Here is a 24,559-nt window from a genome sequence, read left to right as displayed (position 1 = left end):
GGGCAGTGAAAAGGAGAAGTCGATGAAAAAGTTACAGGTCAGTATGTTAGCAGGAGCGGTGATGGGGCTTTTCACCGGTGCCAACGCACAGGCGTCAACGACAGATAGCATCAGCCAGTTTGGGATTAATTACACCATTACTGACAACCAGGCCGCGCAGCACGGTACAGACTGCGCCGCGCTTGGCGCTGACTGGGCGTCATGCAATAAAGCCGTCATCACGCTGACCAACCCGGGCGACGCGGTGACCGACAAAAACTGGACTATCTGGTTTCACAGCATTCGCCAGATCCTCAAAGTCGATAACGATCAGTTTAAAGTGACCCACGTGATGGGCGATCTCCACAAGCTTGAGCCGACGGACAAATTCACCGGCTTCCCGGCGAAAGCCTCGGTGGAAATCCCGATTATCAATGAATACTGGCAACTCTTTATCACCGACGTGCTACCGCGCTGGTATGTCACGGTGGACGACGGCGCGCCGAAGGTTATCACCAGTACCGATACCGAAACGCTGACGGATTTTGTCAGCCCGCTGAACGATCAGTGGAGGCGCACGCCGGATGATAAAAATATCCTGATGACCGCCGAAGCGCGGTTTGATAAAAACAGCGATGTCAAAACACTGAACGCAGAGCGCCTGCGCGGGCAGATCGTGCCCACGCCGCGGCACGTCAAAGTACACGGGCAAAATGTTTCTCTCGAAAAAGGCGTTCAGCTCGATATTGCCGCGCTGGAGAAACCCGCACAGGAGGCGATTTTCGCCCGTTTCGCGCTGCTCGGTATAAAAACTGATGCAGGCTACCCGGTACGCACAGCCATTGCCAGCCACGCCTTTAGTGGTAAAGAGGCGGTATCCGGCGCATATCAACTGCATATTGGCCAAAAAGAGACGACGATTACCGGTTATGACCGCGCGGGCGTCTTTTACGGGCTGCAATCGCTGCTGTCGCTGATCCCGGCTGAGGGCGCGAAGCAAATCGCCACGCTCGATGCGCAGGACGCGCCGCGTTTTGATTATCGCGGCATTCAACTCGATGTGGGACGCAACTTCCACACTAAAGCCGCTGTGCTGCGCCTGCTTGACCAGATGGCGGCCTATAAGCTCAATAAATTCCACTTTCATTTGAGCGATGATGAAGGCTGGCGTATTGAAATACCGGGCTTGCCGGAACTGACCGATGTAGGGGCGAAGCGCTGTCACGATCTCAGCGAAAAAACCTGCCTGCTGCCGCAGCTCGGCTCCGGGCCAGATACGAACAACAACGGCAGCGGCTACTTCACCCGCGCGGATTATATTGAGATTGTGAAATATGCCGCCGCGCGCCAGATAGAAGTGATCCCGGAAATCGACATGCCCGCACATGCCCGCGCGGCGGTGATTGCGATGGAAGCGCGTTACGACAGGCTGCAGAAAGCGGGTAAAACCGAAGAGGCGAACCAGTATCGCCTGCTCGACCCGAAAGATACGTCCGTTACCACTGGCGTGCAGTACTACAACCGCACCGGCTATCTCAATCCGTGCCTCGACTCCTCGCGCCGCTTTGTCGATAAAGTGATTGGCGAGATCCAGCAGATGCATAAAGAGGCCGGACAGCCGCTCACCACCTGGCATTTTGGCGGCGATGAGGCGAAAAATATCTATCTCGGCGCGGGTTATACGGATAAAGCGAAACCGGAGGCCGGGAAGGGGATTATCGACCAGAGCCGTCAGGACAAGCCCTGGGCGCGCTCGCCGGTGTGTCAGAAAATGGTGCAAGACGGTGTCGTCGCTGATGTCGAGCACCTCTCCAGCTATTTTGGCGTGGAAGTAAGCAAACTGGTCAAAGCGCACGGCATCGACACCATGCAGGCGTGGCAGGACGGGCTTAAGGATGCGAAAGACGCCAGCGCGTTCGCCACCTCGCACGTTAACGTCAACTTCTGGGACACGCTCTACTGGGGCGGTTTCGATACAGCGAACGACTGGGCGAATAAAGGTTTCCGCGTGGTGGTTTCTAACCCCGATTACGTCTACCTCGATTTCCCGAATGAAGTGAATCCGGCGGAGAGCGGCTATTACTGGGGCACACGCTTTAGCGACGAACGTAAGATTTTCAGCTTCGCGCCGGATAACCTCCCGCAAAACGCCGAGACATCCGTCGATCGCGACGGCAACGCGTTCAGCGCTAAGTCGGACAAACCCTGGCCAGGCGCGTATGGACTCTCGGCGCAGCTCTGGAGCGAAGTGGTGCGCACCGATAAACAAATGGAGTACATGATCTACCCGCGTCTGTTAGCTGTAGCTGAACGCGCCTGGCATCGCGCGGCCTGGGAGCAGGATTATCAGGCTGGTCGCGAATATAAAGGCGGCGAAACCCATCAGGTGGATGTAAAAGCGCTGCATGATGACTGGACGCGCTTTGCGAACCTGGCGGGCAGCCGTGAGCTGCCGAAGCTTGAAAAAGCGGGCGTACAATTCCGCCTGCCTGTGCCGGGCGCGCGGATTCACGACGGCGTGTTGCAGATGAACGTCAGTCTGCCAGGTGTCGCGATAGAATACTCCACTGATGGCGGCGCGCACTGGCAGCGCTATGATGATGCGAAGCCACCACGCGTGACGGGGGCCGTACAGGTACGAAGCGTCAGCAGCGACGGTAAACGTTACAGCCGTGTGGATAACGTACAGCCCTAACGCAATAAAAAGCCAGCCTCCGGGCTGGCTTTCTTATGAGCGCGCGCGCTCTACAGCGATTCAGGCAGATGGTGAACTGCAACCAGTTTGCCTTTGCTTATCTCAATATTTTTCGCACCACGCAACTGAGAAAGGGTTTTCATCACCATGCTGCGGGAAAGATTGGTTTTTTTAACGATATAATCGGCCACGTTAATCCGGTTACGCATGAACTCATCCATTGTCGCGAGACAATCGATATTCGCTTTAATCATGCTGTAGCTGTTTCGTCCCATCATAATTTCTTCGCGATAGCAAAGCATATTAATAAACCATGAGGACAAAATAAGCAGATGTAACTGGCAGTGATTTTTCTCAATTTCCTGAATGAAATAATCAAAAGGAATTAACTGGTAATGGCATTCGGAATCCGCCTGTAATTTGGCGAATTGAGTTTTGCCTAAATTCCTCGCCAGCCCCAGCACAGAGGGTGCGCTGCTTTTTTCCAGCAACAGCCTGTCACTCTGGCGCATCAGAGAGAACTGACCGCCACGAATGATGCAGATCTCCCCGTCCCGAAGCGGGATCAGCGTATTTTTCTCTGCACGAGACCAGTTGCCGTAGCTATTAAAAATATCCGCAATACGGTAAATCTCAGCAAGCGGTTTAGGGGGTAAGACCATGTTGGTTACCTTAATAAAATAAAATTAAATCGTTGCTGTATCTTAATGGATGCTTTTTTATGGCTGCAATAAGGGGCAGAGAACAGAAAAGGAAAAACAGGGATGATCTCATCTCTAACCGATTGAGTGATAAAGATATTTATCTTTTCTGAATTTCGATTTAAAAAAATATATGTGGTTTAATTAAGCATTGTGCGCTGTATTAAAACACTCCAGTTTTCAAATTTTATCTAAAAAAATACATCTATATTTTTGTTAAAGGGGTTTCAGGCAATAAAAAGGCCGACAAATGTCGGCCTGGGATAATGCAGTATAGCGAGCGTTATTTCCCGCCAGCCTCGTGGGCGTGTTCATTTTCGCGGCAGTCGCCATCGGCGCAGTGACCGTACAGATAGAGGCTGTGGTTGGTCAGGCGGATGCCGTGGCGCGTGGCGATTTCACGCTGACGCGCTTCAATAGAATCATCACTGAATTCGATCACTTTGCCGCAATCGAGGCAAATCAGGTGATCGTGATGATGCTGTTGCGTCAGCTCGAAAACGGATTTACCGCCTTCAAAGTTGTGACGAGTGACGATGCCGGCATCGTCGAACTGGTTAAGTACGCGATAGACCGTGGCAAGGCCAATCTCTTCACCCATGTCAATCAGACGCTTATAGAGGTCTTCCGCACTGACATGATGATTGACCGGTTCCTGCAGCACTTCGAGGATTTTTAATCGAGGAAGCGTGACTTTCAGGCCGGCCTTCTTTAATGCGGTATTGTTGTCAGTCATGCGGAATCTGTCCTGTTGCTTAACGACTCGCTCCGGAAGGGAGCGATACATCGGATACGCCGAAGATGAATGCGTCTCATTATAGAACTGACATGCCTAAATGAAAACCGCAAGCGTCCGGCAAAAAAGGGCTTAAAAATCGTGGGCCAGCCAGCGTTTTTCACGTGGAGAGCCTGATAATTAAGAAAGCCATTGTACAGCGTAGTGAGGGAAAGTTAAAAATTTGTAGCAATTATTTTCATTGCTTTTATCTATCAAACGGCGCGGAACGGTGCCCGCGCCGCTTATCATCAGGCGTTGATGATTTCCTGCAGATGCAGCTCTTCGGACACCTGTTTGACCCATTTTTCAACGCGTTCCGCGGTCAGCTCCGGCTGGCGGTCTTCGTCAATCGCGAGACCAACGAAGTGGTCGTCATCAGCGAGGCCTTTAGAAGCTTCAAAGTGGTAACCTTCGGTCGGCCAGTGGCCAACAATGGTCGCACCGCGCGGCTCGATGATGTCGCGAATGGTGCCCAGCGCGTCGCAGAAATATTCTGCGTAATCTTCCTGGTCGCCGCAGCCGAAAAGCGCCACCAGCTTGCCGTTAAAGTCAATTTCTTCGAGCGTCGGGAAGAAATCGTCCCAGTCGCACTGCGCTTCGCCGTAGTACCAGGTCGGGATGCCAAGCAGAAGAATATCGAATGCTTCCAGATCCTCTTTGCTGCTTTTAGCAATGTCATGCACTTCAGCAACGTCAGTCCCGAGCTGTTTCTGGATAATTTTTGCGATATTTTCGGTATTGCCGGTGTCGCTGCCGAAAAAGATGCCTACGATTGCCATAAGAAGAATAACCTCTTGAATCTAAATGTGATGATGCTGGCATAACGCCCACAGATAGGGCAATCATAGCAGAACAGAAGAAGGTGCGGAAACGCTATCAGGCGCCGGGTGCACTCTCTGCTACATTGCCCGGTCCTTTTGGGTAAAATTCAGACCAGACCTTACTCCTGCAAGGCTTTCAGCTGCGCAAGCAGCATCGCTTCTATCAGCTCGCTGCGGCTAATATTGCGCGCCTGCGCGAGATGGTTCAGCGCGTCTACCGCGTCGGCGTTCAGCTTCAGCTCCACGCGCTTAAGCCCGCGAACTTTGTCACGCTTAAGCTGGTTGCGCTTATTGATGCGCAGCTGTTCGTCGCGCGACAGCGGATTGGTTTTCGGTCTGCCCGGACGGCGTTCATCCGCGAAGAGATCGAGCGTTGTGCGGTCCGTTTGTTCTTTTGCCATGGTATGAGTATAGACAGGGGAAACAGGCTGCCGTGGCGGAGCCCGGCGGTATTTCAGCGCGCCATCATACATCAGGGAGCGAAGCGCGCCAACGCATCCGGCGCGCGACGGCGCCGGTCGGTCTGTTTTTAATCAGTTTCCAGAAAACGACGAATCGCGCGCAGCACCGCCTGCGGTTTTTCGGCATGCACCCAGTGACCTGCGCCCGCAATCACATGCGCGCGGGCTTTGGGGAACTGAGAAAGCAACGCCTCGCGGTGCGTCTCTTCCACATAAGGCGACGCGCCGCCGCGAATGAACAGCGCCGGGCCGTGCCAGGCAGGCACTGTTTCCCAGCCGACGATATGCGAATACTGGCTCCACAGCACCGGCACATTAAAGCGCCACTCGCCATCGACAAACGATTTCAGCAGAAACTGCACCACGCCTTCCTCGCGGATATGCTGGCGCATAATCTCCGCCGCCTGCTGGCGTGAGGTAACGCCCGCGTCGCTCACCGCGTTCACCGCATTGAATATTTCATCGTGACGGCGTACCTGATAATCCACCGGCGCGATATCAATCGCCACCAGCTTTTCAATGCGATCTGGCGCGAGGGCGGTCACCGCCATTGCCGCTTTGCCGCCCATTGAATGACCAATAAGAATCACCTTATTCAGCCCCAGCGCATCCAGCGTTTCGAGAATATCCTGCGCCATCGCCGGATAATCCATCGTCTCGCTGCGCCCGGAAAGCCCGTGGTTTCGCAAATCAACCTGCACAACGTCATGATCGGCCACCAGATCGCGGGCCAGTACGCCCAGGTTATCCAGGCTGCCAAACAGCCCGTGAATTAACACAATCGGTGTATTTTGAGTCGGTTGTTGCGCAGATTGCGTACGGGTATTTAATTTCATGGCAAAGTTCTTTTTTGGCGACTGACAGGTTAGGTTATCATGTTGACCATTCTGCCGCCCGGCTGCAAGGTTCCAGTTAATTCCGACTTTTGCGGCCTTCCTGGTTTGACGCTATCCGCTGTTGGGTTTTAACTTTATACTCCCAACGACTTGTATTCAGAAAAGATATCGCACTGGATTAAGATGAAAACGATTGAAGTTGATGACGAGCTGTATCGCTACATTGCCAGCCACACCCTGCATATTGGCGAAAGCGCGTCCGACATTTTACGGCGCATGTTGAAATTTTCCGCCTCCTCGCCATTAGCCGCTACACCCGCCAAAGCAGAGACTCCCGCCCCTGTTGCGCCCGCCGCTGAGCCTGAAAAGCCAGTGAACCCGGCGCGCGACCGCGTGCGAGCCATGCGTGAGCTATTGTTGTCGGATGAATACGCCGAACAAAAACGCGCGGTCAATCGTTTTATGCTGGTGCTGTCTACACTCTATTCACTGGATGCAAACGCATTTGCCGAAGCGACCGAGTCGTTACACGGCCGTACCCGCGTCTATTTCGCCGGTGACGAGCAAACGCTGCTGCAAAGTGGCAACCAGACGAAACCTCGCCACGTGCCGGGCACACCGTACTGGGTGATTACGAATACGAATACAGGCCGCAAATGCAGCATGATCGAACACATCATGCAGACCATGCAGTTCCCGGCGGAATTGATTGAGAAGGTTTGCGGCACCATTTAACTCTTGCGTCAGAAGGACCAGGCCATGGCAGTCAATAACCGTGCGGGACAGCCTGCACAACAGAGTGATTTAATCAACGTCGCCCAGCTCACCGCGCAGTACTACGTGCTGACGCCGGAAGTGGGTAATGCGGAACACGCGGTCAAGTTCGGTACGTCCGGCCACCGTGGGAGCGCCGCGCGCCACAGCTTTAACGAGCCGCACATTCTGGCGATAGCCCAGGCGATCGCCGAAGAGCGTACGAAAAACGGCATCACCGGGCCGTGCTATGTCGGTAAAGATACGCACGCGCTCTCCGAGCCTGCGATTATCTCCGTGCTGGAAGTGCTGGCCGCCAACGGCGTCGATATCATCGTGCAAGAGAACAACGGTTATACGCCGACGCCTGCGGTTTCGAATGCCATTCTTGAGCATAACAAACGCGGCGGCGCGCAGGCCGATGGCATCGTCATCACCCCGTCGCACAACCCACCGGACGATGGCGGCATCAAATACAACCCGCCTAACGGCGGCCCGGCAGACACCAACGTCACCAAAGTGGTCGAAAACCGTGCCAACGAACTGCTGGCGAACGGCCTGAAAGAGGTGAAGCGCATCTCTCTGGACGAGGCCTGGGCGAGCGGCCGCATTCAGGAAAAAGACCTGGTGCAGCCGTTTATCGAGGGGCTTGCAGAAATCGTCGATATGGCCGCTATCCAGAAAGCGGGCCTGAAGCTCGGCGTCGACCCGCTCGGCGGCTCCGGTATCGAATACTGGAAGCGCATCGCGGAGCACTACAAGCTCAATCTCACCATCGTTAACGATCAGGTGGATCAGACTTTCCGCTTTATGCACCTCGATAAAGACGGCGCAATCCGCATGGACTGCTCGTCGGAATCGGCGATGGCCGGTCTGCTGGCGCTGCGTGATAAGTTCGACCTGGCGTTCGCGAACGACCCGGACTACGACCGTCACGGTATCGTCACGCCTGCGGGCCTGATGAACCCGAACCACTATCTGGCGGTGGCGATCAACTACCTGTTCCAGCATCGTCCGCAGTGGGGCCAGGATGTGGCCGTTGGCAAAACGCTGGTCTCCTCCGCGATGATTGATCGCGTGGTGGACGCGCTGGGCCGTAAGCTCGTGGAAGTGCCGGTTGGCTTTAAGTGGTTTGTTGACGGTCTCTACGACGGCAGCTTCGGCTTTGGCGGCGAAGAGAGCGCGGGCGCGTCTTTCCTGCGCTTTGACGGCACGCCGTGGTCCACTGATAAAGACGGCATCATCATGTGCCTGCTGGCGGCGGAAATCACCGCCGTAACCGGTAAAAACCCGCAGCAGCACTATGACGAACTGGCCGCGCGTTTCGGCGCGCCGAGCTATAACCGTCTCCAGGCCTCCGCGACCTCCGCGCAGAAAGCGGCGCTCTCGAAGCTCTCTCCGGAAATGGTCAGCGCCAGTACGCTGGCAGGCGACCCCATCACCGCGCGTCTGACTGCCGCTCCGGGCAACGGTGCGGCTATCGGCGGCCTGAAAGTGATGACCGAGAACGGCTGGTTCGCGGCGCGTCCTTCCGGCACCGAAGACGCGTACAAGATCTACTGCGAAAGCTTCCTCGGTGAAGAACACCGCAAGCAGATCGAGAAAGAAGCGGTGGAAATCGTCAGCGAAGTGCTGAAAAACGCCTAAATGCGCTCCTGAACAGGAGACGCGAAAAACGGCAACCTTCGGGTTGCCGTTTTGTTTTCATCGTCATGCCGCTCATTAACTGTGTTTATTGGTCAGCTCAAAGCGCGGCGACACCAGCCCGTACAGCGTCCAGCCCATAAAGGTGACTATCGCGCCATACAGCATCGCCTCCTCGCCTGACGAGTAGAGCGCGTAGAAGCTGTAAATCGCCCCGAGCAGCGCCACCAGATTCGCCGGTTTCGCCTTACGTGGCGGCACTTTCGCCACCTGCTGAATAATCACCAGCGCCGCCATCGACAGAATATAGGGGATGATATTCGTCACCACCGCCAGATTCACCAGCACGTTAAACTGCTTGTTAAGCGAAGGGCTGATGGTCATCAGCGACAGCCCGCTCTGGATAATCACAATCGTCAGCATCCCTTTGACCGGCGCTTCCGCGCGGCTCAGGTGGGAAAAGACTTTCGGGAAATAGCCCTCATCGGCGGAGGAGCGGAACACCTGGGCAATGGTGAACTGCCAGCCGAGCAGCGAGCCGCAGCAGGACATCACCATCAGCGCCATAATGATTTTCCCGACGCCCGGCGTAAACATCTGCGCGAACGCCAGCCCGAACGGCGCGGTGGAGTGGGCCAGATCCAGGTTCGGCACAATGCCCGCAATCACATTGGTCGAGACGATATAAATCACCGCCGCGCCCAGCGTGCCGCCGAGCACCGCGATCGGCACGTTGCGCTCCGGGTTTTCCACCACTTCCGTATTGGCGCAGGCCGATTCCAGTCCCAGGAAGGCCCACAGCGTCATGGCGATTGACGATCCGACCGCATCGAAAAACGGCACGTGATGCGGGTTCCACGAGGCGGCATACAGTGTCGGGCTGAACCAGAACCAGCCGATGACCGACAGCCCGACCACCGGAATGATCACCCCCCAGACGGTCACGCTGCTGAGCTTGCCGGTAATACGCGCGCCGCCGAAATTAGCGACGGTGCAGATCCACAGCACGCCGATAGTGGCGATCCCGGTTTGCACCGGCGTTAAGGCCGCGCCGAACAGCTCGCTGCCGTAGCCGACCGCTGAAATAGCGATGGCCACGTTCGCGATAAGCAGCGACACCCCGTAGGTGTAGTTCGCCATAAAGTTGCCGGATTTGCCGAAGGCGTATTCCGCATAGCCGCCCATGCCGCCCGATTTACGGCTGTACATCCCGCATTTGGCAAACGCCCAGGCGAGCGCTGTCGAGCCGACGGCGGTCACAAGCCACGAGATAATCGAAATCGTCCCCACTTCGGCGAGTTTGGTCGGCAGCATGATAATACCGGAGCCCATCATGTTGACCATGGTCAGGATAGTCAGCGGCACAACGCCCATTTTGTTGGATTTGCTCATCATAACGCTCCTTCTGTACGGGGTTGCGAGGCAGGGTTTTCACTGACCACGTAACACCAGACCTGACGGCGACCATCGCAGGTTTCGACATAGACGCCCTGCAACTCCGGCGCGAAGCCCGGCAGCAGGTTGATCCCTTCTTCCAGCGCCTGAAAATAATGCAGCGCCGCGCCGCCCCAGATTTCGCCGGGCACCACGCACAGCACGCCGGGCGGGTAGGGGAGCGCGCCCTCCGCCGCGATACGCCCTTCGGCCTGTTCAAGCCGTACCAGTTCAATATTGCCGCGAATAAACGCCTGGTGGGCCGCCTGCGGACTCATGGCGACGCGCGGGAAATGCGCTTTACGGAACATCTCTTTTTGCAGCTGTTTAACGTTACGGCTGGCGTAAAAGTCGTGCATCTCCTGGCAGAGCTGGCGCAGCGTATAGCCTTCGTAGCGCGCCTGGTGCTGTTTAAAGAGCGAGGGCAGCACGTCGACGAGCGGCGCGTCGCGCTCCAGCAGCGCTTCAAAGCGCGCCAGTTGCGCCACCAGCTGTTGCAGCTTGCTCATCTCCTCGGCGGGCGTCAGCAGGAACAGAATCGAGTTGAGATCGCATTTCTCCGGGATGACGTGGTTTTCACGCAGGTAGCTTGCGAGCACGGCGGCGGGTACGCCGAAAGCCTCATACTCGCCGGTTTCGGTGTTAATCCCCGGCGTGGTGAGCAGCAGCTTGCACGGATCGACGAAGTACTGGTGCGGCGCGTAGCCCTCAAAAGCGTGCCAGCGCTCGCCGGGCTCGAAGTGGAAAAAGCGCAAATCAGCGGCTATCTCCGCCGTCTCATAGCTCTGCCACGGGCGGCCATCAACGGTCGTCGGAACAAACGGGCGAATGGCGCGGCAGCTTTCAAAAATCATCTTGCGGGCGTCAATGCCATGTTCCACGCAGCGCATCCACATCCGGCGTCCGGCCTCGCCCTCGTGCATCCGCGCGTTAATGTCCAGGGCCGCGAAGAGCGGATAAAACGGGCTGGTGGAGGCGTGCATCATGAAGGCGTTATTCATGCGCTTATGCGACACATAACGCGGTTGCCCTTTGATATGGCTGTCTTTTTTATGGATTTGCGAGGTCTGCGAAAACCCGGCCTGCTGTTTATGCACCGACTGCGTGACGAGAATGCCCGGATCGTTTTCATTAAGCGTCAGCAGCAGCGGCGAGCAAGGGGCCATCATCGGAATAAACTGCTCATAGCCGACCCACGCGGAATCAAAAAGCAGGTAGTCGCACAGCGGCCCGAGCGTATCCACGACCTGACGGGCGTTATAAATCGTGCCGTCATAGGTGCCGAGCTGGATAACCGCCAGGCGGAACGGGCGCTTTTCTGCGGCCCGCGCAGGAGCCACTTCCCGCACCCGCTCGCGCAGGTAGCGCTCCTCGAAACAATGCGCGTCGATCCCGCCGATAAACCCGTACGGGTTACGCGCGGTTTCCAGATAGACCGGCGTCGCGCCCGCCTGCAACAGCGCGCCGTGATGGTTCGATTTATGGTTATTACGGTCAAACAGCACCAGATCGCCCGGTGCCAGCAGCGCATTAAGCACCACTTTATTGGCCGAAGAAGTGCCGTTCAGCACAAAGTAGGTTTTATCGGCGTTAAACACCGCTGCGGCGTGCTGCTGCGCGAGGCAGGGCGCGCCTTCGTGGATTAACAAATCCCCCATCGCCACGTCAGCGTTGCACAGATCGGCGCGAAACAGCGTATCGCCGAAGAAACTGACGAACTGATTCCCCGCGGGGTGGCGGCGGAAAAAATCACCGCCCTGATGGCCTGGGCAGTCAAACGCGCTGTTGCCCTGGCTGACGTAATCCACCAGCGCGCGAAAGAACGGCGGGCGCAGCGCGGTTTCATATTTCTGTGCGGCGGCCTCAAGCTGGCGACCATAGTGTTCGCGGTACGTTTCACTGTCTTCGAAGACGCCCGCAACGCGTGGCAAATACTCCGCCGGCACCCGCTCTTCAGGCTGGCATACCACAAACACCGGAATACCAAATCCGGTCATTTCTATTTCATCGATAAGACCCAGGTAAATATCGCTGACGGTCATCACCGCCGCGGCGATATCAATATAGTCAGATTCGTGAATATTTATCGTCGTGCGGTCTGTTGAAAAACAGTCCGGGCATAAACGACTGACGCCAATTTTTAATGCTTGCATGATGTTTCCTTATTTCAGGCAAAGCAACCCCGCCACTTTTCCTCGCGGAAAATTGCTCAAGATAAATGTCGGGCAACATATTCCCGCTGCCTCTAAAAGGCAGTAGAGAAGATTTGCTCTTTTTAGGCCAGACAACCCCCACCCGACGTTATGCCGGTATTACAAAGGGTTGTGGCAAAAGCGCGCACGCATTCCCAGGCAGTTACCTGTTAATGAACAGCGTTAGGCTCTTTCTCAGGAATAAGCGGCGCGCAGCAGCGCAATACGCTAGCGGGCGTTAAAAAGGTGGAAGTCAAAGCAGTTGCGGTGGGCGAACATCATAATATGGGTCGTCCGCCTGATATGTGGCATAAACCGATTATTATTTTCCATGTGATTATTACCTTTCAGTAATTGAAAGCGTAGTCATTTTATCCAGGATAAGAGGTTAATCTGTGAAAAGGATCAACAAAAATGCGCTGAACCAGAAATAAATAGTCGTCATTTATGCATAATGTAGAGTAGATCGCTGTCGGTTGTAAAGATGTAAGTCTCTGGTTAATAAATGGTGTTCATTTTATTTGGGCAGAAAACCCTTCTTATTTCGATGAAACAGAAAATAAAAAATGAATAAAAATAAGGGAGGAGTGAAAAGCTATTCAGAATAAAAAGCGGGGATATTTAAAACCGCGCCAGGCGTGACGCGGCGTCAGCGTTAAAGCATAAACCGGTAGCCGATGCCGGTTTCAGTCAACAGATGGCGCGGGCGCGCCGGATCGCTTTCGAGCTTCTGGCGCAGATGGCCCATATAGATACGCAGATAATGGCTGTGCTCGACCGCGTTCGGCCCCCACACCTGGCTTAACAGCTGTCGCTGGGTCAGTACCTTGCCGGGATTATTCAGCAGCACGCCCAGCAGGCGAAACTCAATTGGCGTCAGGTGGATCTCCTCAGTGCCGCGCGTGATGCGTCTTGCGGCCAGATCGACTGTAATGTCGGAAAAGCGCACCACCGGATCGCTCTGGCTTGCGCTCCCGTGGCGGCGCAGGGCCACGCGCAGCCGCGCCTGAAGCTCGCCGATGCCGAACGGCTTCGCGAGAAAATCATCCGCACCGGCATCGAGCGCCGCGATTTTGTCCTGCTCGTCGCTGCGCGCCGACAGGACAATCACTGGCGTCTGGCTCCACTGCCGATAGTCGCGGATAAAATCGATGCCGTCGCCGTCCGGCAGCCCGAGATCGAGGATCACCAGATCGGGCTTGCGGGTGGCGGCTTCAATCAGCCCGCGCTGGAGGGTTTCGGCGTCATAGACGCGCAGCCCTTCGCTCTCAAGCGCGGTGCGCAGAAAGCGGCGGATCTCTTTTTCATCTTCGACTATCAGAACGCTAATCACATGACCTCGTGGATATCCAGTTCCGGGGGCGTTTCGTTAGGCAGCAGCACATGAAAACTCGCGCCGCCTTCCGGGCGGTTACGCGCGTAAATCTCGCCGCCGTGCACCTCGACAATCGCCTGACAAATGGCAAGCCCCAGACCGACGCCGGGGATAGCGGATTCTTTATTGCCGCGAGCGAATTTAGCAAAGATAGCCTGTTCCTGACCAGCCGGAATACCAGGGCCTTTATCCCAGACTTCCAGATCGAGCCGGTCGTCGCGCCAGCTCGTGCGCACGCCTGTCTGCGCCCGTGGCCCTGCGTATTTGGCGGCGTTCTCCAGAAGGTTAATCAGCACGCGCTCAAACAGCGGCCCGTCAACATGGATGAGGGTGAGCGGATCGCTAAGGCTGAGTTCGATATGCCGCCCACCGAGACCCGGCTCCAGCATCTTGAGCGCGCTGCCCACCACTTCTTCCACCGTCAGCCACTCTTTGCGCAGGTTAAAGCCGCCCGACTGAATGCGCGCCATATCCAGCAGATTATTCACAAGCCTTGTGGTGTTCAGTACATGCTGGCGGATTTCGCTCGCCTGCGGCGCATGCTTCGAGCCTTCGGCAGCCAGATCGAGCGTCAGGATCTCCGCCTGGCCGAACAGCACCGTCAGCGGCGTGCGCAGGTCATGAGAGAGTGCCGCCAGCAATGAATTGCGTAGCTGTTCGCGCTCGCTGGCGAGCCGCGCCTGCCCTTCGCTTTCGGTCAGAAAGAGCCGATCAAGAGCACTTGCCACCAGTAACGTGAACGTTTCCAGCAGCCGCTGCTGTTCGGGGATCATCAACTGGCGCAGGTTACCGGGCTCGACAATGACCAGCCCGAGCGTTTTCCCGGCGGTGCGCAGCGGCAAAATTTGATACGGCACGCCGGGCAGGGTGTCGGTGCCCGCGCCGGCAGGCAAGCCTTTATCGAAGCTCCAGCGGGCAATGGCTTCATCCCACGGGGTGATTTCCGCGAGCGGTTGCGGCGCTTGCAGTTTGCCGTGTTCGTCCGGCAGCAGCAGCAGGCCGCGGGCGTGAAAGGTGGAGGCGATAAACTGCTGGCTGGTGGCTGCGATATCGCGCGCGCTGCGGCCCACCGCCAGCGCTTTGGACATCTCATAAAGATGGCGGGTGCGCTGCTCGCGATAGCGCGCGATGCGCGCCTGGTAGCGCACGCCCGCGGTCAGGTTGCCGATAATCAGCCCGACGCTCAGCATCACCGCGAAGGTCAGCAGATACTGGACGTCAGAGACCGCCAGCGTGCCGCGCGGCGCGATAAAAAAGAGATCAAAGCTCACCACGTTGATGACTGTCGCCACCACCGACGGCCAGCGGCCATAAAACAGCGCCACCAGCACCACGCCCAGCAGATAGACCATCACCAGGTTGGCGGCGTCAAACGCGATAAGCCACTGGTGCGCCACCAGCGTAATCAGCGCGCAGAGCGCTACCGCCACCGCGCAGCCGCGCAACTGTACCCGCCATTTCTCCATAAACGGGCGGTTATCGGCGGCTTTGGCGGTGGCAGGCGTCGGCTTGTCGTCCAGCGCGACAATCAGTAAATCGAGCTCCGGCGCGTGGCGCGCGAGCCGCTCGGCGAACGTATCCTGGCTCCACCAGCGGCGTTTATTGCGCCGCCCGATGACGATTTTGCCGAGGTTATGCTCGCGGGCGTAGCGCAGCACGGCTTTCTCCTCGACCGGGTCGGCGAGGGTGGCGGTTTCCGCGCCCAACTCCTGGGCGAGATGCAGGGCGCTCAGAATCGCGCGGCGTGATGTTTCCGGTAGCCGGTGCAGGCGCGGCGTCTCCACATACACCGCATGCCAGACGCTGCCGAGCCGCGCCGCCAGACGCGCGGCGGTGCGCACCAGTTTTTCGTTGCCCGCGCCCTGGCCGATGCACAGCAGGATGGCGTCGCGCGTGTGCCACACTTTCTCCTGGCCCTGGCGGTCGCGCCAGGCGCGCATCTGGTCGTCCACGCGGTCGGCGGTACGGCGCAGCGCCAGCTCGCGCAGCGCGATAAGATTGCCTTTGCGAAAGAAATGCTCGATGGCGCGCTCTGCCTGGCCTGCGATGTACACTTTGCCTTCATGCAACCGCTGGCGCAGGTCGTCCGGCGGCAGATCCACCAGCACGATTTCATCGGCCGCATCGAAAATCGGGTCGGGCACGGTTTCGCGCACCTGAATGCCGGTGACGCCGCCCACCACGTCGTTGAGGCTCTCCAGATGCTGCACGTTCACGGTGGTAAAGACGTCGATGCCCGCGTCGAGCAGCTCATCGACATCCTGCCAGCGCTTCGGGTGGCGCGAGCCGGGCGCGTTGCTGTGCGCCAGCTCGTCCATCAGGATCAGGGCCGGGTTACGGGCAAGCGCCGCGTCGAGATCGAACTCCTGCACCACGCGGCCCCGGTGATGAATACGCTTAAGGGGCTGGATAGCCAGCCCCTCAAGTAACGCCGCGGTCTCCTGGCGGCCGTGGGTTTCCACCACGCCCACCAGGATATCGAGCCCCTGCGCCCGCAGGCGCTGAGCCTCCTGCAACATGGCGTAGGTTTTCCCTACGCCTGCGCAGGCCCCGAAGAAGATTTTGAGTTTTCCGCGCGTCCGGCCCTGCGTCTGTATCAGCAGGCGGTCCGGGTCGGGGCGCATCGGCTCTTCGGTCATGAGGGTTCCTTACGGTTGCAGGGCGTCCAGCGCCATATTCAGTTTCAGCACGTTAACCACCGGCTGGCCGAGAAAGCCCGCGAGAGGGGCGTCGGTGTTTTCACGGATAAGGCGTCCCACTTCCGCTTCAGAAATGCCGCGGGCCTGCGCCACGCGCGGGGCCTGCCAGAAGGCGGCGTCAGGCGTTATGCCGTAATCAAGACCGCTCGCGGAGGCGGTGACCAGCTCCACCGGCACCGCCGCGCGGGCGTCCGGGTTGGCGGCGCGCAGCGCCTGTACGCGCGCCTGGACCTCTTTATCCAGCGCCGGGTTGCTGGCGGCAAGGTTACTGCCGCCGGAAGCCATTGGATTATAAGGCGCTTCGGCCGTCGCGGAAGGGCGGCCCTGGAAATATTTCGCCTCGCTGAACGCCTGGCCAATCAGGCGCGAGCCGCGCACCTCGTCATTCTGGCGGATAAGCGAGCCTTCCGCCTGGTCCTTAAACCACCACTGGCCGAGCACCGTGGTCGCCAGCGGATAGACGCCGCCGGTGAGTATCGTCAGGAAAACCAGCAGGGTGAGTGCGGGACGTAACATAGCCATAATGATTCCTTTTAAACCAGACCAAATAGCGTTAACAGCAGGTCGATGAGCTTGATGCCGATAAACGGCACCACCAGCCCGCCCAGACCGTAAATCCACAGGTTGCGGCGCAGCATCGCCGCCGCCGCGAGCGGCTTGTAGCTCACGCCTTTCAGCGCCAGCGGGATCAGAAAGACGATGATCAGCGCGTTAAAAATAACGGCGCTGAGAATAGCCGAGGCAGGGGAGTGCAGATGCATCACGTTCAGCGCGTTAAGCTGCGGGTAGGTCGCCGCGAACGCCGCCGGGATAATGGCGAAATATTTCGCCACGTCGTTGGCGATGCTGAATGTCGTCAGCGAGCCGCGCGTCATCAGCATCTGTTTGCCGATGTGCACCACTTCGATGAGCTTGGTGGGGTTAGAGTCGAGATCCACCATGTTGCCCGCTTCTTTCGCCGCCTGGGTGCCGGAGTTCATCGCCACCGCCACATCGGCCTGCGCCAGCGCCGGGGCGTCGTTGGTGCCGTCGCCGGTCATCGCCACCAGCCGTCCTTCGGCCTGGTACTGGCGGATCAGCGCCAGTTTCGCTTCCGGCGTCGCTTCGGAGAGAAAATCGTCCACGCCCGCTTCGGCGGCGATGGCGGCCGCCGTCAGCCGATTATCGCCGGTGATCATCACCGTCTTGATGCCCATTTTGCGCAGCTGCGCGAAGCGCTCTTTAATGCCGCCTTTGACGATATCTTTCAGCGCGATAACGCCGAGCACCTGCGCGCCTTCGGCCACGACCAGCGGAGTACCGCCGGTGCGCGCCACGCCTTCCACGAGCGTGTCGACCTGCGCCGGGAACTGGCCGCCGTTGGCTTCCACGTGGCGGCGAATGGCGTCCACCGAGCCTTTACGGATCATCCGGTCCTGCACGTTGATGCCGCTCATGCGCGTCTGGGCGGTGAAGGGCACAAAGGTAGCCTGCAAATGCTGTACGTCGCGCTCGCGCAGGTTAAAGCGCTGCTTCGCCAGCACCACAATGCTGCGGCCTTCCGGGGTTTCATCCGCAAGCGAGGCTAACTGGGCGGCGTCAGCCAGCGTTTTTTCATCCACGCCGGGGGCGGGCAGGAAGTCAGACGCCTGACGGTTGCCGAGCGTGATGGTGCCGGTTTTATCCAGCAGCAGTACGTCCACATCGCCTGCGGCTTCCACCGCGCGGCCGCTGGTGGCGATAACGTTCGCGCCAAGCATCCGGCTCATGCCCGCCACGCCGATGGCGGAGAGCAGCCCGCCGATAGTGGTCGGGATCAGGCACACCAGCAGCGCCACCAGCACCGTCACGCTGACCGCCGTACCGCCGTATTGCGAGAACGGGTAGAGCGTGGCGGTCGCCAGCAGAAAGACAATCGTCAGCGCCACCAGCAGAATGGTCAGCGCGATTTCGTTCGGCGTTTTGCGGCGCTCGGCGCTCTCGACCATCGCAATCATACGATCGAGGAACGTCTCGCCGGGGTTGACGCTGCACTGGATAACCAGCCAGTCGGAGAGAATACGCGTGCCGCCGGTTACCGAGGCGAAATCGCCGCCCGATTCACGGATAACCGGCGCGGATTCGCCGGTAATGGCGCTCTCATCCACCGACGCGCCGCCTTCGATAACTTCGCCGTCGCACGGGATAATATCGCCTGCTTCCACCAGCACGATATCGCCTTTGCGCAGGTCAGCGGCGGGGATGTGATCCATCTGGGCGTCGTGATGCGGCGCACGCAGTTTGCGGGCGAACGCGGTCTTTTTTACACCCTTGAGGCTGTTGGCCTGGGCTTTGCTGCGGCCTTCGGCCAGCGCTTCGGCGAAATTCGCGAACAGCACCGTAAACCACAGCCACAGGCTGATGGCAGCGGTAAACAGCGCCTCGCCAGGCAGTTTTCCGGCGGCGATCGCCAGGGCGATCAGCGTGGTCAGCAGGCTGCCGACCCAGACGATAAACATGACCGGGTTGCGCCACTGGGCGCGCGGACTCAGTTTTTTAAGAGCATCGAAAAGCGCCTGACGAACCAGCGAGGATTCAAACAGGGCCAGTTGCTTGCGACTCATGGATAGCGACTCCGCAATGGTCATTTCACAAGAGAAAGATGTTCCGCGACCGGGCCTAAGGCGAGGGCGGGGATAAACGTCAGGGCGCCCACCAGCAGCACCGTACCCGTCAGCAGGCCGATAAACAGCGCGCCGTGGGTGGGCAGCGTGCCGGGGCTGGCGGGCTGCGCTTTTTTGGCGGCGAGCGAGCCGGCTATCGCCATCACCGGGATAATCACCAGGAAGCGGCCAAACCACATGCAGAACGCCAGCAGCAGGTTCCAGAACGGCGTGTTGGCGCTAAGGCCGCCGAAGGCGCTGCCGTTGTTATTGGCGGCGGACGACACCGCGTAGAGCACTTCGCTGAAGCCGTGAATGCCGGGGTTGAACATGCCCGCCCGGCCCGTATCGGTCATCATGGCGAGCGCGGTGCCGAGCAGCACCAGCGCAGGCGTCACCAGAATCGCCAGCGCGGTCATTTTCATCTCGCGCACGTCGATTTTCTTACCGAGGTATTCCGGCGTGCGGCCAATCATCAGGCCCGCGATAAACACGCCCAGCAGCACGAACAGCAGCATCCCGTACAGCCCGGAGCCGACGCCGCCGAAGACCACTTCGCCAATCTGCATCAGCCACATCGGGATCATGCCGCCGAGCGCGGTAAAGGAGTCATGCATGGCGTTTACCGCGCCGCAGGAGGCTGCCGTGGTGACGACCGCAAACAGGCTGCTCGCGAGAATGCCAAAGCGGCTCTCTTTGCCTTCCATATTGGCGGCGCTGTCGGCACCGAGCGTCAGGAAGTGCGGGTTGCCGGTGGTTTCAGCCCACATCACCAGCGCCACGCAGACCACGAAAATCACCGTCATGGTCCAGAGAATGGCGCGGCCCTGGCGCGCGTCGCCCACCGCATCGCCAAAGGCGAAGCAGAGCGCCGCCGGGATCAGGAAAATAGCCATCATCTGCACGACATTGGTGAGCGCGGTCGGGTTCTCAAAGGGGTGCGAGGAGTTGGCGTTAAAGAAGCCGCCGCCGTTGGTGCCAAGCATTTTGATCGCCTCCTGCGACGCCACCGGCCCCATCGGCAGCATCTGCCGCGCGCCTTCCAGCGTGGTGAACGGCTGGTAGGCAGAGAAATTCTGAATCGCGCCTTGCTGAATAAAAAACAGGGCGATAATCAGCGAAATGGGCATCAGCACCCACAGCGTGACGCGAGTGAGATCCTGCCAGGCGTTGCCAAGCGTGGTCGCCGACTGGCGCGCAAAGGCGCGGATCAGCGCGAACGCCACCGCAATACCGGTCGCCGCCGAGAGGAAATTCTGCACCGCGAGGCCCGCCATCTGGCTGAAATAGCTGACGGTGCTTTCACCCGCGTACGACTGCCAGTTGGTATTGGCGACGAAACTCACCGCGGTATTGAGCGCCAGATGCCAGGACATTCCCGGCAGGTGTTGCGGATTCAGCGGCAGCACGCCCTGGCACATCAGGATGGCGAACAGCAGCGCCAGACCGAGCGTGTTAAACACCAGAATAGCCAGCAGATAGCGCTTCCAGTCCATCTCTTCCTGACGAATGCCGAGCACGGCCCAGAGCGCGCGCTCCACGCCGCCCACGCCAGGCAGGGGTTCGCCGTTAATCAGTCGGGCCAGCAGGCTGCCCAGCGGTTTCGCCAGCGCCATCAGCACCAGCAGGAAACTGGCGATAAGTAAAAATGCGGACGCCGCCATCAGAACGCCTCCGCATTAATCAGGGCATACACCAGATAGCCCAGTAACAGGAAAACCAGCACGATGCCGGTTATCAGGCCTGCACTCACAATCCACCTCCAGTGGGGTTTTTTGAATATGTGCAGAGGGTAGGGATTCGGGCGTAAAGGTTTCGCAAAAATCGCGAAGCGGGGTGTAAAAAAAATATAAAAATGGCAAAAGCCATGATTTAACTGCGGGTTAGTATTTGTTTAACCGTTTTGTAACTTATTTACGATATCAATTGTAAAGATGGTAAGAATTCACCCTAAAAGCTGGTCGGATGAGTAGTAAAATTACAGGCAAAGCGATACAATTTTAACCAGCTCACAAAATCCGGTTTCCGGCCTTGATTGCCGGGCAAGTTAAGTAAGGGGGAAAAACCTATGTCTTTATATAAAAAATATCCTGCGCATCAGGTCTTCCTGCGTCGCGCGTTAGTGCTCCTGGTCGGCATTGCGGCCCTGCCGGTGATGCTGTTCTGGAAAGACCGTTCGCGTTTTTACAGCTATCTGCATCGCGTGTGGTCGAAAACCAGCGATCAGCCGGTCTGGATGGCGCAGGCGGAACAAACTGCCAGCTATTTCTACTGATTCGCGCGACTCCCTGAAAAACCGCTCATAAAGAGCGGTTTTTTTATGCCTGCGATACGCCGCGCCGCTGCGTTTTTCGCTGTCATCAGACTGGTGTTAACAGGCCGCCTCTGGCTACACTGAGAGTGTATAAAAATGAGGATGGCCGAATGAGTATAAAAATCCCTGTTGGCATTAGCGCCTGTCTTTTAGGGGAAAATGTGCGTTTTGACGGCGGCCATAAACGGCTTGCCTTTGCAGTGGAAGAGCTGGCTCCCTGGGTGAAATATGAGCCTGTCTGCCCGGAGATGGCGGTCGGCCTGCCGGTGCCGCGCCCGGCGCTGCGCCTGGTGAAAACCGACGACGGCCTGGCGCTGCGCTTTAGCGATAAGCGCGAAGGGGATTTAACCGCCGAGATGCAAACCTTTTCGCGCGAGCGCGTCAGCCGTCTCGATCACCTGTGCGGCTATATCGTCTGCGCCAAATCGCCAAGCTGCGGCATGGAGCGCGTGCGCGTCTACGATGCGGACGGCAAAAACAACCGTAAAGCCGGTCGCGGCATTTATACCGAAATTCTGATGAACGCGCTGCCGTGGCTGCCGGTGGAAGAGGACGGACGTTTGCACGATCCGGCCATTCGCGAAAACTTCGTTGAGCGCATCTACACGCTGCATGAGCTTCACGCGCTGCGCGCCGAAGGGCTGACGCGCGGTAATCTCATCGCCTTTCACAGCCGCTACAAACTGCTGCTGCTGGCGCATTCGCAGCCGCTCTACCGCGAGCTGGGGCGCTTTGTGGCCGCTATCGACCAGTGGGATTCGCTGGAAGCGTTTTTTGACGAATACCGTCTGCGTCTGATGACGCTGCTCTCCATTCATGCAACCCGCCGCAACCACACCAACGTGCTGATGCACGTGCAGGGGTATTTTCGCAACCAGCTCAACGGACGTCAGCGCCAGGAGCTTTCCGCGCTTATCGACCGCTACCGCCAGGGCACGCAGCCGCTGCTGGCGCCGGTGACGCTGCTTAAGCACTACATGGCGGAATACCCTGACGCTTATCTTGATCAACAACGCTACTTCGAGCCGTACCCGGAAGCGCTGCGCCTGCGCTATGGCCGTTAAACAAGGAGTGTTATGACCACGCATCTGGTCTGGTTTCGCGCGGATCTGCGCGTCAACGACAATCTGGCGCTCGCCGCCGCCTGCCGTGACCCCGACGCGCGGGTCATCGGCCTGTTTATCGCGACCCCGCAGCAGTGGCGCGATCACACCCTCGCGCCGCGTCAGGCGGCGTTTATTCACCAGAATCTGGAAGCCCTGCAACAGGCGCTGGCGAAGCGTGGCATTGCGCTGTTTACGCGCGAGGTGCCCGATTTCGCCGCCGCCGTGGACGCGCTGGCCGCGTTTTGCGATGAGCAGCAGGTTTCCGCGCTCTTTTATAACTATCAGTATGAGCTGAACGAAGCCCGGCGCGACGCCGCCGTTGAGCGCAGGCTGGAGGGCCGCGTTGCCTGCCAGGGCTTTGACGACAGCGTGATGCTGCCGCCCGGAAGCGTCGTCACCGGCAACGGCGAAATGTATAAAGTGTTCACGCCTTACAGCCGGGCGTTTTTACGCCGTCTCGGCGAAGGATTACCGCCCTGCGTCAGCGCGCCGAAGCCGCGTAACGGCGGCGCGTTAACCGACGTGCCTGCGCTTGCGCCGTTCGATTACCCCTGTGAGACGCCGGACGCGCTGCTGTTCCCGGCGGGCGAAGAGGCCGCGCTTAAACGTCTGCGGGAGTTTTGCCAGACGGCCGCGGGCGACTACCCGGAAAAGCGCGATTTCCCGGCGATTCGCGGCACCAGTTTATTGTCGGCGTATCTCGCCATCGGCGTGCTGTCGCCGCGCCAGTGCCTGCATCGTCTGTTAACCGAACACCCGCGCGCGCTGGAAGGCGGCAGCGGGGCGGTGTGGCTGAACGAGCTTATCTGGCGCGAATTTTACCGACACCTTATCGTCGCCTGGCCGCACCTGTGCCGCCATCAGCCGTTTATCGACTGGACGGCGCGGGTGGCGTGGCAGCAGAACGACGCCCATTTTCAGGCGTGGTGCGAAGGCAACACGGGGTATCCCATTGTCGATGCCGCCATGCGCCAGATGAATGCCACCGGCTGGATGCATAACCGCCTGCGGATGATCACCGCGAGCTTTCTGGTCAAAGACTTACTGGTCGACTGGCGGCGCGGTGAACGCTATTTTATGTCGCAATTGATTGACGGCGATTTTGCCGCCAATAACGGCGGCTGGCAGTGGGCGGCCTCCACCGGCACCGACGCCGCGCCCTATTTCCGCATCTTTAACCCCACCACGCAGGGGCAGCGGTTTGACGCTGAGGGCGAGTTTATCCGCCGCTGGGTGCCGGAACTGAGCCATATTCCCGGCAAGGCGGTGCATGAGCCGCATCTGTGGGCGAAGAAAAACGGCAAGGCGCTGCGTTATCCGCAGCCCATCGTCGATCACAAACAGGCGCGCGTCGCGACGCTCGCGGCGTATGAAGCGGCCCGCAAGGAATAAGAGAGAGACCATGAAAAACAGCGAACTGGAACAACTGATCAACGACAAACTCAATAGCGCGACGTTCAGCGACTACGCCCCGAACGGCTTGCAGGTTGAGGGCCGCGACGAGGTGCGCAAAATCGTCACCGGCGTTACCGCAAGCCAGGCGCTGCTCGACGAAGCGGTGCGCCTGGAAGCCGACGCGGTGATCGTCCACCACGGCTATTTCTGGAAAGGCGAATCGCCGGTGGTGCGCGGCATGAAGCGCAACCGCCTGAAAACGCTGCTCACTAACGATATCAATCTCTACGGCTGGCATTTGCCGCTCGACGCGCATCCGCAGCTTGGCAATAACGTCCAGCTCGCGCAGCTGCTCGGCATTGACGTGAAGGGCGAAATCGAGCCGCTGGTGCCGTGGGGCGAGCTGTCGATGGCGGTATCAGGCCCGGAGTTCGCCTCCTGGCTTGAAGCGCGTCTGGGCCGCCGCCCGCTGTGGTGCGGCGATACCGGGCCTGATCTGATTAAGCGCGTCGCCTGGTGTACCGGTGGCGGACAGAGCTTTATCGACAGCGCGGCGCGTTTCGGCGTGGACGCCTTCATCACCGGCGAAGTGTCTGAGCAGACCATCCACTCGGCGCGCGAGCAGTCGCTGCACTTCTACGCGGCAGGCCACCACGCCACCGAGCGCGGCGGCATTCGCGCGCTCAGCGAGTGGCTGAACGAAACCACCGATCTGGACGTGACCTTTATCGATATCCCGAACCCGGCTTAACCAA

General features: G+C 58.5%; 21 protein-coding genes. 7 read left to right on the top strand and 14 right to left on the bottom strand.

The window, feature by feature from the left end; translation table 11 throughout:
• Window positions 1–22 precede the first annotated feature (22 nt).
• Window positions 23–2,674: a beta-N-acetylhexosaminidase gene (locus G9X48_RS09885; protein WP_097641207.1), complete on the top strand. Its 2,652-nt coding sequence runs from the start codon at window positions 23–25 to the stop codon at window positions 2,672–2,674.
• A gap of 50 nt (window positions 2,675–2,724) precedes the next feature.
• Here G9X48_RS09885 and G9X48_RS09880 read toward each other — a convergent pair whose 3' ends face one another.
• The 5 genes from G9X48_RS09880 to ybfF all read right to left on the bottom strand — a co-directional run bounded on the left by G9X48_RS09880 (window position 2,725) and on the right by ybfF (window position 6,271).
• Window positions 2,725–3,336: a helix-turn-helix domain-containing protein gene (locus G9X48_RS09880; protein WP_007865711.1), complete on the bottom strand. Its 612-nt coding sequence runs from the start codon at window positions 3,334–3,336 to the stop codon at window positions 2,725–2,727.
• Between the two features lie 322 nt (window positions 3,337–3,658).
• The gene (gene fur / locus G9X48_RS09875) at window positions 3,659–4,111 is read right to left on the bottom strand and encodes a ferric iron uptake transcriptional regulator (protein WP_004387176.1); all 453 of its coding nucleotides are present in this window, start codon (window positions 4,109–4,111) and stop codon (window positions 3,659–3,661) included.
• Between the two features lie 290 nt (window positions 4,112–4,401).
• Window positions 4,402–4,932: a flavodoxin FldA gene (gene fldA, locus G9X48_RS09870; protein ID WP_004387175.1), complete on the bottom strand. Its 531-nt coding sequence runs from the start codon at window positions 4,930–4,932 to the stop codon at window positions 4,402–4,404.
• Window positions 4,933–5,093: 161 nt separating this feature from the next.
• Window positions 5,094–5,375, bottom strand: coding sequence for a LexA regulated protein (gene ybfE, locus G9X48_RS09865; protein ID WP_004387174.1), 282 nt, complete (start codon window positions 5,373–5,375; stop codon window positions 5,094–5,096).
• A 128-nt stretch (window positions 5,376–5,503) separates the two neighbouring features.
• Complete coding sequence (gene ybfF, locus G9X48_RS09860; RefSeq protein ID WP_097564527.1) at window positions 5,504–6,271, bottom strand: esterase; 768 nt, start codon at window positions 6,269–6,271, stop codon at window positions 5,504–5,506.
• Between the two features lie 183 nt (window positions 6,272–6,454).
• Here ybfF and seqA point away from each other — a divergent pair, with 183 nt between their 5' ends.
• Window positions 6,455–7,006, top strand: a complete 552-nt coding sequence (gene seqA / locus G9X48_RS09855) for a replication initiation negative regulator SeqA (protein WP_004387172.1) — start codon at window positions 6,455–6,457, stop codon at window positions 7,004–7,006.
• A gap of 24 nt (window positions 7,007–7,030) precedes the next feature.
• Window positions 7,031–8,671 carry a phosphoglucomutase (alpha-D-glucose-1,6-bisphosphate-dependent) gene (gene pgm, locus G9X48_RS09850; protein ID WP_097641208.1) on the top strand — a complete coding sequence of 547 codons (1,641 nt, stop codon included), beginning with the start codon at window positions 7,031–7,033 and terminating at the stop codon, window positions 8,669–8,671.
• Window positions 8,672–8,746: 75 nt separating this feature from the next.
• Here pgm and potE read toward each other — a convergent pair whose 3' ends face one another.
• From potE to kdpF, 9 genes are all read right to left on the bottom strand, one after another.
• Window positions 8,747–10,060, bottom strand: coding sequence for a putrescine-ornithine antiporter (gene potE, locus G9X48_RS09845; protein ID WP_015386890.1), 1,314 nt, complete (start codon window positions 10,058–10,060; stop codon window positions 8,747–8,749).
• Window positions 10,060–12,255 (bottom strand): ornithine decarboxylase SpeF, encoded by a 2,196-nt coding sequence (speF, locus tag G9X48_RS09840; RefSeq protein WP_097641209.1) that lies wholly within the window; start codon window positions 12,253–12,255, stop codon window positions 10,060–10,062. The genes potE and speF overlap by 1 nt, the downstream gene beginning before the upstream one ends.
• Window positions 12,256–12,522: 267 nt before the next feature.
• Window positions 12,523–12,627, bottom strand: coding sequence for a leader peptide SpeFL (gene speFL / locus G9X48_RS09835; protein ID WP_015386889.1), 105 nt, complete (start codon window positions 12,625–12,627; stop codon window positions 12,523–12,525).
• Between the two features lie 322 nt (window positions 12,628–12,949).
• Entirely contained in the window at window positions 12,950–13,627 is a 678-nt protein-coding gene (kdpE, locus tag G9X48_RS09830; RefSeq protein WP_004387168.1) for a two-component system response regulator KdpE, read from the bottom strand.
• Complete coding sequence (gene kdpD / locus G9X48_RS09825) at window positions 13,624–16,308, bottom strand: two-component system sensor histidine kinase KdpD (RefSeq protein ID WP_097641210.1); 2,685 nt, start codon at window positions 16,306–16,308, stop codon at window positions 13,624–13,626. The genes kdpE and kdpD overlap by 4 nt, the downstream gene beginning before the upstream one ends.
• Before the next feature lie 9 nt (window positions 16,309–16,317).
• Window positions 16,318–16,890: a potassium-transporting ATPase subunit KdpC gene (gene kdpC, locus G9X48_RS09820; RefSeq protein ID WP_097641211.1), complete on the bottom strand. Its 573-nt coding sequence runs from the start codon at window positions 16,888–16,890 to the stop codon at window positions 16,318–16,320.
• An 11-nt stretch (window positions 16,891–16,901) separates the two neighbouring features.
• Complete coding sequence (gene kdpB / locus G9X48_RS09815) at window positions 16,902–18,950, bottom strand: potassium-transporting ATPase subunit KdpB (protein WP_004387166.1); 2,049 nt, start codon at window positions 18,948–18,950, stop codon at window positions 16,902–16,904.
• 20 nt (window positions 18,951–18,970) lie between these two features.
• Entirely contained in the window at window positions 18,971–20,653 is a 1,683-nt protein-coding gene (gene kdpA / locus G9X48_RS09810; RefSeq protein WP_097641212.1) for a potassium-transporting ATPase subunit KdpA, read from the bottom strand.
• Window positions 20,653–20,742, bottom strand: coding sequence for a K(+)-transporting ATPase subunit F (gene kdpF, locus G9X48_RS21465; RefSeq protein WP_015386886.1), 90 nt, complete (start codon window positions 20,740–20,742; stop codon window positions 20,653–20,655). The genes kdpA and kdpF overlap by 1 nt, the downstream gene beginning before the upstream one ends.
• 315 nt (window positions 20,743–21,057) lie before the next feature.
• Between kdpF and G9X48_RS09800 the strand changes: the two genes are divergently transcribed.
• From G9X48_RS09800 to G9X48_RS09785, 4 genes are all read left to right on the top strand, one after another.
• Window positions 21,058–21,264, top strand: a complete 207-nt coding sequence (locus G9X48_RS09800; RefSeq protein ID WP_004387164.1) for a YbfA family protein — start codon at window positions 21,058–21,060, stop codon at window positions 21,262–21,264.
• A gap of 149 nt (window positions 21,265–21,413) precedes the next feature.
• The gene (locus G9X48_RS09795) at window positions 21,414–22,367 is read left to right on the top strand and encodes a DUF523 and DUF1722 domain-containing protein (RefSeq protein ID WP_007781887.1); all 954 of its coding nucleotides are present in this window, start codon (window positions 21,414–21,416) and stop codon (window positions 22,365–22,367) included.
• Between the two features lie 12 nt (window positions 22,368–22,379).
• Window positions 22,380–23,801, top strand: coding sequence for a deoxyribodipyrimidine photo-lyase (gene phrB / locus G9X48_RS09790; RefSeq protein ID WP_097641213.1), 1,422 nt, complete (start codon window positions 22,380–22,382; stop codon window positions 23,799–23,801).
• A gap of 10 nt (window positions 23,802–23,811) precedes the next feature.
• Entirely contained in the window at window positions 23,812–24,555 is a 744-nt protein-coding gene (locus G9X48_RS09785; RefSeq protein WP_014729309.1) for a type 2 GTP cyclohydrolase I, read from the top strand.
• Window positions 24,556–24,559 lie beyond the last annotated feature (4 nt).

The sequence above is a fragment of the Cronobacter sp. HA18006 genome, from assembly GCF_011605445.1.
Lineage (GTDB): Bacteria > Pseudomonadota > Gammaproteobacteria > Enterobacterales > Enterobacteriaceae > Cronobacter > Cronobacter sakazakii.
This window is presented reverse-complemented; position numbering and strand designations above follow the sequence as displayed.